Below are 12,195 nucleotides of genomic sequence, written 5' to 3'. Positions count from 1 at the left end.
TAATAAACAAAGACGTTCCGGTATTTTGCCAGAACGTTTTTATTATGCGTATTTATTAACATGATCGGGTAATTTCATCCTATTGTTGGAAATATATTTTTCCGGATTAAATTTAGCCGTATGCACCGATCGAATAGCTTTAATGTTTGTCAGATCATTTGTGCAGATTGGACAAATCCACCGATCTGCAGGACAGCTGCTGAATGATGGCTGATAACAGCGATTGCAAAGTTTTTTATACATTAACCTGTCCCCCGCTCTATATGAAAATAATATGAATCCAATAGACATGCATCGCGAGCACAATTCCATAACCAAAGGAAGCTGTATAAGCAATGAATTTTACTGCCGATGAAGAAGGCAGGCACCTGAAATAAATAAATAAAAGCAACAAAATTGAAAAGGTCAGTTTGAAACCTGCAAATAAAAGGGGATGTATCTCATAGAGCAGCTTCATAAATGGATTCGCTTCAGCGATTAATCCGTATTTAAGACCAATAACAGTAAGCAAAGCATCTAATGCATTAACAACAGCCAAATATATGAAAACACGTTTCAAGGGCGTCTCCCCTTTTTGGTTGATTGACCGTTAATATTTCTTAATTAAGAACGTTTTTGCTGCCATTTACTGCTGCATAATCTATTTTTATGCACTCTTTTCAATCAGTTATTATTTATAAAGATCTATTAAATTATAAAACGTTAATGACAAATAATATATCATCAAAAACCGCCATATTTTCGTTTTAAAGAACGTTTTCCGCACACAATCTGCTATTTGCTTTAATTATCTTACTATCTCACCACTTTATTAAGAACAATTTGTTCTATATAATGAAATCAAACTGATAGTAAAGGAGCATTCTTGATGATTGGGGAAAGGATTAAATCTTTACGGCAAAAGAAAGGATACTCCCTTTCTGAACTAGCAGAGCTTTCAGGAGTTTCAAAATCCTATTTAAGCTATATTGAACGGGATATTCAAAAAAATCCTTCCATGCAGTTTTTGACTAAAGTTGCTGTATCATTAGGAACAGATCTTGAACAGCTTCTTGCAGAAGATCAGGATTCAAAACCTAAGGCGGAAAAACAATTGGACGAAGAATGGACGGATCTCATTTCTGAGGCAATTGACCAGGGTTTGACGAAGGAAGATTTTCGCACCTTTCAAGATTTTATTAAATTCAAACATTATAAAGAAAAAAAGAAAAAATGAGCAGGTAATCCGCAAAATGAAAAAAAGAATAAAGCCGCTGCTTTATTCTGATTAATCTCCCCCGCCTCCTCCTCCTGAATCTCCTCCGCCTCCCCAGTCAGAGGAGCCAGAGTCAGAGTGATGGCGATCATCCGAATCTGTTCCCGCAAAAGGAAAAATTGCGGAGGAACCGTTGCTTCTGTGCCTGTTTTTGCTTCTATTCCCATCTGTAACAATTGCAGCAAGAAGGATAATAAAAAAGAAAAGGATCACGAATACCATATTATTGCCCCCTTCGGATAAAAACCCATTTTTGAATAATGGCTCCCTTTTTGGTAAAAATAACTAAAAAGGAAGGTGATACGTTTGAAAAAATCGATTGTTTTATTGCTTCTTCTCTTTATATACGGATTAACTCCTTCATTGGTTTCAATTTCCAGTGATGTTTCTGCCGCACAGCATACAGACTGGAAGAACGTTGCTGTTAATGAGACAAAAAAACGTTATCCATTGTCACAGGTTCTATTTGCACAAAAGATTTGGGATAATACCAAAAAGAATCAAACAGTAAAACAATATAAAGTTACAGTACGTGAAGGAATGAAAGACATTGGCGTTTTCGTAACAATTTCTTACGATGCCAAAACAGAAAAGGTAAAAAAGATTCAAGTATTAGAAGAGGCAGACTAATGGATTAAGAAACAATACCAGAAAAGGCACCCAAACGGGTGCCTTTTCTGATTACACAAGGAGATTCTGTTTTAACTTCTCTATCTGATCCTGATTTATGCCGCAAACCTCTTCCGCATAATTTTCAAACGTTTCGTGCTTCTTCAAAATTTCCTCATAGACTTTAAGCAAATATTCCCGTCTCACTTCTAAAACCGGTTTTAGCTGTTCAGCTGAAACGCGGAACAAACTAAAATATCTAATAAAACGCTCTATTTTTTTCATGCGCGGCCCAATTAGCTCGTTTGATATAAGATAATGATGCGTGACATCTTCAATCGAAGCTCCTGCCAAAAGCTGAATAAAAGCTGAAATAAAACCTGTTCTGTCTTTACCCCCAGTACAGTGGATAAGAGCAGGAAGCTTGCTTTCATTTGAAAGCTCCTCCATAATTTTTCTTAACTGCTTCCCGCTGTCAAATGCCATTTGACCGTAAAGATTTTCCATAACTTCTAAAAAATCAATCCTGCCTGATTGCCCTGCAAGAAATTTAAAGAATTGTAAATGCGTAAATTCCTGGCTTTGATCCTGGAAAGAAACTTTTATTACGTTTACCCCGTGTTCAACCGTTATTTTACTTGGCTTTGATTTTTGTTCTCTCAATGTTCTCAAATCACAAACCATTTTAATGTTCAGCTGTGACATCTTATCAAGATCTTGCTTAGATAATTTAGAAAGCTCATCTGAGCGGAAGATAACACCTGTTTTTATTTTCCGCCCATCTTTTGTGACAAGTCCCCCAATATCGCGGAAATTATAAAGTCCATCAAATTTTGGATGCATATCATTCTCCATTTTTTATAAATTCACTCTTTCATTGCTTTTCAATCCACAATAATTCTTTCATCTAAGGGAAAATACTTGCAGATTTTTAAAGCTAACTACTGCGATTGCCTGTATTGTAACTTCTGCACGTGCTGCAAGCTTTTCCTGAGTGAAGTCAAATCTTGAACGCATGTTCTTCACTCGATTTTCATCACGTTGATCACTTTCTGCCGATTTCTCCTTGTATTGTAAGATTGAAAATATTTATTGTAAAGCCTGCTTAACATTTCACATCAAAAAAAGTGCTGGTATGAATTGCACCCAAATATTAGATCATTCTAACATTGTGGGGTCACTTCATACCAGCACTTGCCCTTTTATCTTCTTTTCTTCATAAAAAACATGACGGCAAATGGCAAAATTCCGAACCATCTGCTTGCAAATGGAGTCCGCTCTGTTTTACGGATTGACTTTTTGGCTTTTCGTACTTCCTTTGGTGTATCCATATAACGAACTAATTGCTGTGTCATATATTTCACATAATCATTGGCAGACAAAACAAACACCTCATGCACACTTTTTTATTCAGTATAGCCAGTGTTTTGTCTTTCTAATCTCTCAATCATTTCTTCAGTAACTTCATTGATGGATTTTCCTGTCGTTTTCATCATGAATGAACAATCTTCATATGCAGTTTTTCGGGACAAATACAATTCAGTGAGATCTTCTTTTGAAGCATGGAGGGCAAGAGGCCGATTTTTGTCCTCTTTCAGCCGTTCAAAAATGACATCTAAATCTGTATGTAAAAAGACAACTATTCCATGCTCCAGCATATACTTCCGGTTTTCGGCGCGCACAGGAAGCCCGCCTCCCGTTGTAATGACCGCATCTACAAGCGGAAGCATCCGGATGGATTTTGTCTCAAGATCCCGGAAGAATTCTTCTCCCTTTTCTTTGAAGATTGTTTTCACTTCTTTTCCGGTCTTTTCTGCTATGAATTCATCAATATCATAAACAGGGACTTTCAGCCTCTCAGCCAAGGCTTTTCCGATGGTTGTTTTTCCTGTTCCCATAAATCCTGTTAAAAAAATCGCCTTCACAAACATTCACTCCGCATTTTTTTCATAACTTTAACACAGATTTGCTCTTAATGGGAAATGATTTTCAAGCGTGCTGCTAATATACCGTCCAATAGACAATTTTCTTTTGAATGATGCTGTATCTATATTTAGCAGAAGTAAAATTCTTATTTTCTGTTTCGCATGAAAGTTCTACAAGAATATATTCAGGATCAATTTCACTAACCGTATAAACGATTGTCCCTTTTTTAAATTTTATGAGCTGCTGATCTGTCATCTCTTCTCCAGTAATTTGATGTAATGAGTGTTTCACACCGTATAGCATAAGATTTTCTAATAAAACCGACTCGCTCCTATCCTCATAAAACTTTTTTTCTGTTATATATAAAGCGGAATGATGAAAGAGAATCATAAGAAAAAAGAGAGACAGTATCGAGACTGAAGGAAGAATATACCCGCTTTCATTTTTCATTGCATGGCCCTCAGTTCATGAAAATTTCTGAAACTGCAGCGGTATTCTTTATCTGTCATACTTGTAACCATAAGAGCGGCACCGCCAGCTATCGGCTCAAATTTAATCGTTTTGACATTTCTCAGACCGATGATATGCCCCGTTCCATCAACTTGTCTGCGGATAAGAAATCCGTATTTTTCATATTCAATGATTCTTCCTGATTTAGAAGTGAATGATATTCTTTGCGGCTCAACAATTAAATTCGTCCCTTCCCGCATTTCGATCAAGATCTGCTGCTGAAAAACTTCCCATTCCAGAAGATTCAAATCATTCTCTCTTTCGGATATTCCATAAAGATAAGGGATAAGAATGGCGGAAGAAGAAACAATTATTATGACAATGCTTAAAGAGAAAAGCATGTTAAGAAACGTAAATCCTTTATTTTGTAAAAGAATAAAGGCATTCAGCTTCCGCAGCTTTCTGACTTTCCCATTTGATGCAGGCTTGATCAATGCCTTCCTCCTTGCTCCATGTAATCTCAAATCTTTGATTATTAACGGAAAGATTGAAGTTCTCTTTTGCAGAGTTTTCAAAATTCAGGGTTTCAATGTGATCTTTCAGCAGAACCAGGGCTTCATGCTTAAGCTTAGATTCTTCCCGCTCTATTTTTATGTATACCGATGCAGGAAGAAGCATAAGAGAAATCATCGACCATATACTGAAGGCCATCAGTATTTCAGCCAAAGTAAACCCATTACAGCCCTTCAACATTCATTCGCCCCATTCCCATATAAAAGATCATCCTGTATTTCTTTTTGCGATAGGCAACATTCATTGTTCCGCTTGCTGTTATTCCGCCTTCGCTGTTAAATTGGACCCTGGCATCCATTGTTGCGGGGGTAATTTCAATATCGAAATCATAGGTTACTGTAAATAACCTCTTTGCCGGTATCCCGCCCTCTACACCGATGTACTGGTTTTTAGCTGTATCAATAAGAATCATAACCCCTTTTTTATTCGAGATTGCATGCTGCTGAGCATAAAGAACATCCCTTTCAAGCGCTTCAAAAAATAATTCTGCCGTTTTTTGACTTTGAAATGGCTGTATGATAAGAATTGTTACCATCATCAGGACAGATACAATACTCATCACCATAATCGTTTCTGCTAACGTATACCCTGATTCAATCTCCTGTCTTCTCAGCAACCTTGCCTTCGCCATCAATAATCAGCTCGGTTCCATTCGGGCATACAGGTGACTCCTCAATATATTTCTCTGTCTTAAGATCATCAATTGTAGGTACCGATTTTAGTTCAATTTGATAGGCAGCGGACTGAGCCTGTACCGTATTTTTCAAACCTTCGCATCCTTTTGCCTGAATATTTGAGTGATGCTTCGGAATGTTCGGAATGGTGATTAAAAGCAGGACAGAAATTACGAGCAAGACGATCAGCATCTCTATTAATGTAAAACCTTTCTCATTTTTAACCATGGTGGTCCTCCTCTTTTTTATAAACCTTCCATCATGTGATACATAGGCAAAATCATTGATAAATACATCAATAAAACCGTCACTCCCACAGCCAAATAAGCGGCAGGCTGAATCATCATGATCCATTTCATTAATGTGCCTTCAAGACGCTCAAGAACAAATTGACTGTAAGTGTAGAGTTCCCTTGCTAAATTTCCATTAGCTTGTCCGTGCCCAATTACTTGGGTCATTTCTTTTTCATAAAATGAATTCCGTTCAACTAAACCCTCAAATCGCTCCCCTTTTTTTAGATGTTCAATAAACCAGGAAGCTTCATCCCTGTAAAAAGGGAGCAAATTTTGATTTTCAAAGACTGTCAGGCTTTCATATATAGATAAGCCGCCTTTCAGTAAATTGCTTAACTGAAGGGAAAAGTAGTAGCTATTAATCAGGATCACAAATTTCTTCCAGAGCGGAATTTTTACCGCATATCTCATTTTTTCCTGAGGAGGCAGCTTTTTAAAATAAAGGGTGTAAAAAATGCTCCCCAATACAAGCAGAAGGACAATTAATACAATAGAAATCTTAGTTCCCTCAAAAATCACAAATAGAATTTCCGTCAATATACTTGGCTTTATATTCATGGAATGATAGATTTGCTGAAACTGCGGAGCGATAACTGACTGGGAAATATAAAGAAGAATGCCGATTGTGAAAAAGAGGAAAAGAGGATATTGCAGAACGTTCTTGATTTTTTCATGCTGTACCAGTTTGCGTCTGAGCATTTCTCCTCCTTCTCTAAGAGCCGTTTCAAGATCTCCATGCCGTTCTGCAAAGTACAAATAACTTAGAACTTCAGTGTGAAAGCACAGCTTTTCAAAAGCTGTGCGGACAGGAACTCCTTTGGATAATTCCTGCAGGCAAAAGAAAACAGCTTGTTTTTTCTCCTCATTTAAATCAATTGATGTGAATTTCATTGCTTCATTTAGCGTATATCCTTTTTCTAAAAGATCGCTCAGTCTATTTAAGAACAATGCCTGATCTTTAATCAGCCACTTTTTTTTAATCCTCATACTGATAAATCCACTTATGCATAGATTGATTAGATAAATAACCTAACGCGATTCCTTTTTTAATCACATCTTTTAAGGTTGTATAGTCACATTCCACTGCTTCTCCCTTGGCTTCCTTTAGGGCGAGAGTGAGATTTTTCCCATAAAGCATTTCGAAAATTCCAAGCCGTCTGGACTTTCTCATTTTTTTGCAGTGCGGTGAACAGGCATTCGTGCAAAAAGGGCATTTTACCGCTACAAGTCTTTGTGCCACAACTGCTAAAAATGTTTGTTCAATTTCAGATAAACTGACATCAAACTCAAGCATTCTGTAAATAGCTCCTTTTGCATCTCTAGTATGCATCGTTGATAATACTAAGTGCCCTGTCAGCGCTGCTCTGACTGCAATTTGTGCTGTTTCCCTGTCCCTGATTTCACCTACCATGATAATGTCAGGATCATGCCTTAAAATAGCTTTTAATCCAACAGCATAAGTAATTCCGGCCTTTTCATTAACTTGTACTTGCAAGACTTCAGAGCTTTTTGTTTCAACAGGATCTTCAAGGGTAATAATGCTGCGGTTAAAATGTTTTTTTGCGTAATGAATCAGAGAATATAGAGTGGTCGTTTTACCTGAACCTGTCGGGCCGGTAAATACCATCAGACCATGAGAGTGGTTAATAAAGGAGAGAAGCTTATTTGCTGTGCGGGGAAACAGAGAAAGATGCGCCAGTGAGGGAATCATTTCATTTGGCAGTATGCGGATCACAAGACTTTCTTCGAAAATGGTTGGTAGTGTTGAGAGACGGAGCTGAACATCTATGGCATCATTTGAAAGGGCCAGGGCACCATTTTGCGGCCTTCTTCTTTCACCAATATCCATAGATGCCAAAAATTTGAAGTGTGCGATAATCCGTTCACATACCTCTTTTCTGATGGAACGCTTTTCGATAAGATCATCATCAATACGATATTGAATAACGGCATCCTTTTCCCTCGGAACAAAATGGATATCTGATGCTTGTAATGAACACGCTTCTTCCACAATTCGTTCACTTAATAATTCGATTGAATTCATGAGATCCTCCTTTCTGATCGATTAAACAAAGCGTACTTTATTTTTATACAAAATGCACATCCTTAAAATTCAGTTTTATTATCCATTTTAGCTGTTTTTCCATCTGAAAATTTCATAATCTTCAGGATAAAATAATAATTTCACGGCTTATTGTATAATTTTGCTTGTTCTGACAATAATGAATAGAGATTTTCATTGGGCTATAGCCAAGCGGTAAGGCAACGGACTTTGACTCCGTCATGCGCTGGTTCGAATCCAGCTAGCCCAGTTCAATAAGCATAGAAAAAACCCCGGGAATGTCCCAAGGGTTTTTTCTATGCTTCTCTTTTTGCATAATAAATGTACGGCTTGCGCTTTGATTTAAGCAATGACGGTTTCATATAATATACCCGGTAACCGCTGTTTAGAATTTCATGGTCAATGTATTTAAGTTTGTTTTTTTTAGCGAAATCTTTTGAGGCTTTCTCAATGCTTACTTCATTGGAAATATAATTTGGACTTGAATAGTCAGTTGCTACATTCCTATTGCCAATGCCCTCTAAAAAGAATTGAATTTCTGTCATTTCAGCTCCACCTTTTCGTTCTTTATAATGAACTATTTGTATTCACTATACAAAGAAAATGGCGGATTGAAAATAGCCAAAAATGGTTGATTTCCTAATATATAATTTATTTACTTTGTATTTCTGGCGATTCCTCTATTATCCTCACTTTTTCGTTTCCGATAAAGAACAAAGCGTTCTTTATAAATTATGATACAGATTTATGAATTTCCTTTTTCTTTGCAAGTTTTGTCAAAGCTTGGGGATTATAACCAACAACCAGCTTTTTTCCATCTGTTATAATCGGTCTTCTTAAAAGCTTAGGCTCGTCAATAATCAGTCTTATGACATCTGATAATGGAAGATCATCAATATTTAAATTTAAATCTTTATACGTTTGGCTGCGGGTAGCTAAAATCTCATCCATGCCATCTGTTGTTAGCTGAAGAATTTTCTGAAGTTCTGTATAAGAAGGAGTTTCACGAAACAAATGCTTTTCACTGAATTCGACCTTGTGCGCTTTTAGCCAATGTTTCGTTTTTCTGCATGATGTGCAGCTTGGATAACTATAAAAGAGTAACTCGTTCATTGTTCTTCATCTCCCATTCTTGTATAAGGTTTGAATAAAAATAACGCTCTTCCGGCAGCAATTCTTACTTTCTAATTCGATTGTACAGTATTTGTTTAACTTTTGTACAGCGATAAACCTTGAATTAACCATCTTTTTTTCATGAAAAGTTTACACTTTGTTACATAAATGGCACTTCTAGAATGTAAACGCTATTTACAATGGTATTGGACGTACATTATAATAAAAAAAGTGATGGACTTAGGGACTAAACAAAGGAGGGATTGACATATGGATCGCATGTTCCGAGTATTAGGCTTTTGGACTGGCATCTTTGCTGTCATGTTTTATTTGGGAGATATGAAAACGACTTCATTATTATTCTTCGGACAGACTGGATTTTTCGTGCTTTTATCTTATTTAAAATTATCTGAACGCATGTATATTTACATTTTTGGAGCATATTTAACCGTTTTCTTCGTAGGCTTTACATATTGGACAACATTTATGATGGTGCCTGGACAGGGCGGACATTAATAAATAAAAAAGGTGAGCTGCCAGATGCAGTTCACCTTTTTTTAATAGATATCTTTTTCCTTAAGGCTTGTACCCTTTTCATGTATAAATACTTGAAAAGAAGAACTCATCCCATCCGGCATAATTAAATTTCTGATCGCTCTATTTTGTTTGGCCGCTTCTCCAAAGGGATTTAGATCTCCATTTTCCAAAAGGTATGAGAGAATTCCTGCGTTCGCCAAAAATAGATCCTGCCTTTCGCTTTTCAGCAAATTCCAGCCAAACTCCACTGCCCGTTTCTCAAGTGCATCAAAGTGGATGTGTGCAGTCAAATCCATTTCAAAAGGGTTCGAAAGCGGAGTCATCATTCTATGCCTCAAGTACCCTCTCATGCTTCCTTCATATCTGGCTGGATGCTGCCATTCTTTATTTGTATATCCATAGTCAATTGTAACAATGACTGCCTGATCTGCTAAGGCATTTATTTTTTCTAAATATTCGAGCATGGCGAGCGGAATCTCAAAGCGCTGTCCTTCACAAAGCTTGATTCCCTGCCAATTTAAGTACTGTTTTATTTTATCATTTTTTAAAGGAATACGTTTTTCTACAAGTTTATTTTCTTGATTAAAGGAGATCCGCACTTCAAACAATTGATTATCCTTTTTTTCTATAACCTCGACAGGAAAGGCATCGAACAGTTCGTTTGAAAATAATATGCCGCTGTATGGTTTTGGGAGTTCATCTATGGAAGAAATAGATGTATGGCGGTTTATCTTCACATTTGCTGATTGCAGTTCTCTGTGAAATCCGCTTTTTTCAACCGAATATACGTTCAATACTTTGAATGTCTCTGGAGAAATTTCCTCCCATTCGCGGAGCATGGCTGAAAGAAATCTTCCTGTTCCCCCGCCGAGCTCACAAAAGAAGGGCTCTGCAGCCCCGCTTTTTACGAGCCTTGCAAACAGATTGGCAAATACTTTTGCAAAAACATCAGAAACATTGCTGGACGTATAAAAATCCCCGTCTTTGCCGATTTTTTTGTCCCTTTTTGAATAATAGCCGAGCTCTGGATGATAAAGGACAAGATTCATGTATTCTGAGTATGTGATCGCTCCGCCTTGATTATTTATAAAGTCAATAACAGACTGAATCATCTTTTCTTTAAAAGCCATTTAAATATGGATTGCTTTCCATTTCGAGTTCGATTGTTGTATCTTGTCCGTGTCCAGGAAGAACTATAGTATCTTCTGGAAGAGTAAGCAGCTTTTGATGAATGCTTTTTATTAATTGACCATGATCACCCTGCGGCAAATCAGTTCTGCCGATACTGCCTGCAAATAAAGCATCCCCTGAAACAACAAAGCCGCCTTCTTTAAAATAAAAAGAAATGCTGCCTGGTGAATGTCCAGGTGTTTCAAATATTTGACAGGAAAAAGAGCCCAGTGTGAGTGCATCTTCCTGGTCAATTAAGTGATCTGCTTCTCGCGCAGAAATGGTCTGTGACATAAAAGCAACCGATCCGTTCATGGCTGGATTTGAAAGCCATTTTTTTTCTAGACGGTGAATGTATACCGGTATCTTAAATTGATCCCTTATCTCATCTACAGCTCCAATGTGATCAAAGTGTGCATGTGTCAGCAAAATCGCGATTGGCTTTAATCCTCTTTTTTGAATATGCTGAATCAACTTTCTGCCTTCACTTCCAGGATCGATGACAAGACATTCTTTCACCGCATTCGATACTAGATAACAATTCGTTTGGAGAGGACCTAAAGGCATCTGCTCCCATTTCATATGAACACCCCGATTGCATGATTTTTCTTTCTATTTTACACTAAACTTATGTTGAACTAAATATCAGGGAGTGAAATGCGGGGTGAAAGTATATTACGGAGTCGAATATCATTCAGACGCAGATGTTAAAGAGATCATTGCCGACTATGAATACTGTGATTCAGATGGCAGCATACTGATAACAGATTGCTCCGAGCAGGCAATTCTATTAAAAAATCAATTTATCGCCAAAAACATTTATGAGGAAATGCACGAATTAATCCAGCTGCACCCCACTGAGATATACAGTTCTTATACAGACTATGGAATGATTACAGAGTCACGCAATTACTACCTATTCAAGGAAATGGTCTGTCAGTTTCAGCTTAAATCAACTGAAATCACTCAAATGAAAATGTGCATCCTGCAAATTGAAGAACATTTACTCGCTGTCAGTGATCAGACGTTTTATGCCGGCAGCAATGACTCTGAGCTTGTTCAAAAAATTGCTCAATCATATGAAGTAACGGTTGATTTCGACCTCGACAAACAGAATGAAAACGTTTAAAATATTAAAAGGAATATTTTGTTTTTCATTCTGTTTACATTTCACCATTAACAAAAGACTTACATACGTCAGGGGGCTTCAAAATGGGATTAGTTATTATATTCGCTCTTGTTACATTACTGTCTGTATACGGACTTTACCGCTCGTTTAAAGGCAAAAACGTACTTGGCATCGTCTTTGCCGGAGGTACTCTTGCAGTGTTTGGATGGTTCACTTTTATGACTATCATCCATCATGGATTTCCGACTGCGCATTAATAATAAAAGTGCAGGTGCCCGTTTAGTGAAAATAAGGCACAGCAGGAATTGCCAATACCTGCTGTGCCTTATTGTTCGAAGAGTATGAACAACTCTGCCCGGCAGCGAAGCGCAAACCAAAAAAGCGGCTCGAGTCAGTCTGCGCAA

21 protein-coding genes and 1 tRNA gene are annotated in these 12,195 nt (G+C 37.3%); 6 read left to right on the top strand and 16 right to left on the bottom strand.

The window, feature by feature from the left end; all coding sequences use genetic code 11:
- Positions 1–259: 259 nt before the first annotated feature.
- Positions 260–559: a DUF5658 family protein gene (locus ABEQ24_RS10970; RefSeq protein WP_430006834.1), complete on the bottom strand. Its 300-nt coding sequence runs from the start codon at positions 557–559 to the stop codon at positions 260–262.
- A gap of 309 nt (positions 560–868) precedes the next feature.
- Here ABEQ24_RS10970 and ABEQ24_RS10965 point away from each other — a divergent pair, with 309 nt between their 5' ends.
- Positions 869–1,216, top strand: a complete 348-nt coding sequence (locus ABEQ24_RS10965) for a helix-turn-helix domain-containing protein (RefSeq protein WP_430006833.1) — start codon at positions 869–871, stop codon at positions 1,214–1,216.
- 51 nt (positions 1,217–1,267) lie between these two features.
- On the opposite strand, the gene ABEQ24_RS10960 is transcribed toward ABEQ24_RS10965, so the two are convergent.
- The gene (locus ABEQ24_RS10960) at positions 1,268–1,477 is read right to left on the bottom strand and encodes a hypothetical protein (protein ID WP_430006832.1); all 210 of its coding nucleotides are present in this window, start codon (positions 1,475–1,477) and stop codon (positions 1,268–1,270) included.
- Positions 1,478–1,561: 84 nt separating this feature from the next.
- On the opposite strand from ABEQ24_RS10960, the gene ABEQ24_RS10955 reads away from it, so the two are divergent.
- On the top strand, positions 1,562–1,885 hold the full coding sequence (locus ABEQ24_RS10955; RefSeq protein WP_430006831.1) for a DUF3889 domain-containing protein: 324 nt from the start codon (positions 1,562–1,564) through the stop codon (positions 1,883–1,885).
- A gap of 51 nt (positions 1,886–1,936) precedes the next feature.
- On the opposite strand, the gene ABEQ24_RS10950 is transcribed toward ABEQ24_RS10955, so the two are convergent.
- The 10 genes from ABEQ24_RS10950 to comGA all read right to left on the bottom strand — a co-directional run bounded on the left by ABEQ24_RS10950 (position 1,937) and on the right by comGA (position 7,824).
- Positions 1,937–2,707: a tyrosine-protein phosphatase gene (locus tag ABEQ24_RS10950; protein WP_430006830.1), complete on the bottom strand. Its 771-nt coding sequence runs from the start codon at positions 2,705–2,707 to the stop codon at positions 1,937–1,939.
- A gap of 359 nt (positions 2,708–3,066) precedes the next feature.
- Entirely contained in the window at positions 3,067–3,246 is a 180-nt protein-coding gene (locus ABEQ24_RS10945; protein ID WP_430006829.1) for a YqzE family protein, read from the bottom strand.
- 24 nt (positions 3,247–3,270) lie between these two features.
- Positions 3,271–3,789, bottom strand: coding sequence for a shikimate kinase (locus tag ABEQ24_RS10940; RefSeq protein ID WP_430006828.1), 519 nt, complete (start codon positions 3,787–3,789; stop codon positions 3,271–3,273).
- A gap of 76 nt (positions 3,790–3,865) precedes the next feature.
- Complete coding sequence (gene comGG, locus ABEQ24_RS10935; RefSeq protein WP_430006827.1) at positions 3,866–4,240, bottom strand: competence type IV pilus minor pilin ComGG; 375 nt, start codon at positions 4,238–4,240, stop codon at positions 3,866–3,868.
- On the bottom strand, positions 4,237–4,734 hold the full coding sequence (gene comGF / locus ABEQ24_RS10930) for a competence type IV pilus minor pilin ComGF (protein ID WP_430006826.1): 498 nt from the start codon (positions 4,732–4,734) through the stop codon (positions 4,237–4,239). The genes comGG and comGF overlap by 4 nt, the downstream gene beginning before the upstream one ends.
- The gene (comGE, locus tag ABEQ24_RS10925) at positions 4,661–4,993 is read right to left on the bottom strand and encodes a competence type IV pilus minor pilin ComGE (protein WP_430006825.1); all 333 of its coding nucleotides are present in this window, start codon (positions 4,991–4,993) and stop codon (positions 4,661–4,663) included. The genes comGF and comGE overlap by 74 nt, the downstream gene beginning before the upstream one ends.
- Positions 4,977–5,444 (bottom strand): competence type IV pilus minor pilin ComGD, encoded by a 468-nt coding sequence (gene comGD, locus ABEQ24_RS10920; RefSeq protein ID WP_430006824.1) that lies wholly within the window; start codon positions 5,442–5,444, stop codon positions 4,977–4,979. The genes comGE and comGD overlap by 17 nt, the downstream gene beginning before the upstream one ends.
- A complete protein-coding gene (gene comGC, locus ABEQ24_RS10915) occupies positions 5,407–5,715 on the bottom strand; it encodes a competence type IV pilus major pilin ComGC (protein ID WP_430006823.1) in 309 nt (102 codons plus the stop codon). The genes comGD and comGC overlap by 38 nt, the downstream gene beginning before the upstream one ends.
- Before the next feature lie 17 nt (positions 5,716–5,732).
- A complete protein-coding gene (gene comGB, locus ABEQ24_RS10910; RefSeq protein WP_430006822.1) occupies positions 5,733–6,767 on the bottom strand; it encodes a competence type IV pilus assembly protein ComGB in 1,035 nt (344 codons plus the stop codon).
- Positions 6,757–7,824: a competence type IV pilus ATPase ComGA gene (gene comGA, locus ABEQ24_RS10905; protein WP_430006821.1), complete on the bottom strand. Its 1,068-nt coding sequence runs from the start codon at positions 7,822–7,824 to the stop codon at positions 6,757–6,759. Before comGA ends, comGB begins: the two co-directional genes overlap by 11 nt.
- A gap of 196 nt (positions 7,825–8,020) precedes the next feature.
- On the opposite strand from comGA, the gene ABEQ24_RS10900 reads away from it, so the two are divergent.
- A tRNA-Gln gene (locus ABEQ24_RS10900) sits at positions 8,021–8,092 on the top strand.
- A 46-nt stretch (positions 8,093–8,138) separates the two neighbouring features.
- Here the strand turns inward: ABEQ24_RS10900 and ABEQ24_RS10895 are convergent.
- Both ABEQ24_RS10895 and ABEQ24_RS10890 read right to left on the bottom strand, forming a co-directional pair.
- On the bottom strand, positions 8,139–8,387 hold the full coding sequence (locus ABEQ24_RS10895; RefSeq protein ID WP_430006820.1) for a hypothetical protein: 249 nt from the start codon (positions 8,385–8,387) through the stop codon (positions 8,139–8,141).
- Between the two features lie 187 nt (positions 8,388–8,574).
- A complete protein-coding gene (locus ABEQ24_RS10890) occupies positions 8,575–8,955 on the bottom strand; it encodes a Spx/MgsR family RNA polymerase-binding regulatory protein (RefSeq protein ID WP_430006819.1) in 381 nt (126 codons plus the stop codon).
- Positions 8,956–9,225: 270 nt separating this feature from the next.
- On the opposite strand from ABEQ24_RS10890, the gene ABEQ24_RS10885 reads away from it, so the two are divergent.
- The gene (locus ABEQ24_RS10885; RefSeq protein WP_070876617.1) at positions 9,226–9,471 is read left to right on the top strand and encodes a DUF2626 domain-containing protein; all 246 of its coding nucleotides are present in this window, start codon (positions 9,226–9,228) and stop codon (positions 9,469–9,471) included.
- 41 nt (positions 9,472–9,512) lie between these two features.
- On the opposite strand, the gene ABEQ24_RS10880 is transcribed toward ABEQ24_RS10885, so the two are convergent.
- Positions 9,513–10,622: a class I SAM-dependent methyltransferase gene (locus ABEQ24_RS10880; RefSeq protein ID WP_430006818.1), complete on the bottom strand. Its 1,110-nt coding sequence runs from the start codon at positions 10,620–10,622 to the stop codon at positions 9,513–9,515.
- Positions 10,612–11,244 (bottom strand): MBL fold metallo-hydrolase, encoded by a 633-nt coding sequence (locus tag ABEQ24_RS10875; RefSeq protein WP_430006817.1) that lies wholly within the window; start codon positions 11,242–11,244, stop codon positions 10,612–10,614. The genes ABEQ24_RS10880 and ABEQ24_RS10875 overlap by 11 nt, the downstream gene beginning before the upstream one ends.
- 82 nt (positions 11,245–11,326) lie before the next feature.
- Here ABEQ24_RS10875 and ABEQ24_RS10870 point away from each other — a divergent pair, with 82 nt between their 5' ends.
- Positions 11,327–11,791 (top strand): hypothetical protein, encoded by a 465-nt coding sequence (locus ABEQ24_RS10870; protein WP_430006816.1) that lies wholly within the window; start codon positions 11,327–11,329, stop codon positions 11,789–11,791.
- Between the two features lie 83 nt (positions 11,792–11,874).
- Positions 11,875–12,048, top strand: coding sequence for a DUF2759 domain-containing protein (locus ABEQ24_RS10865; protein ID WP_430006815.1), 174 nt, complete (start codon positions 11,875–11,877; stop codon positions 12,046–12,048).
- Positions 12,049–12,195 lie beyond the last annotated feature (147 nt).

The sequence above is a fragment of the Metabacillus idriensis genome, assembly GCF_050483325.1.
GTDB lineage: Bacteria > Bacillota > Bacilli > Bacillales > Bacillaceae > Bacillus_P > Bacillus_P idriensis_A.
Note: the sequence above shows the minus strand (reverse complement) of the source record. Positions and strands in the feature narration are given on the sequence as shown.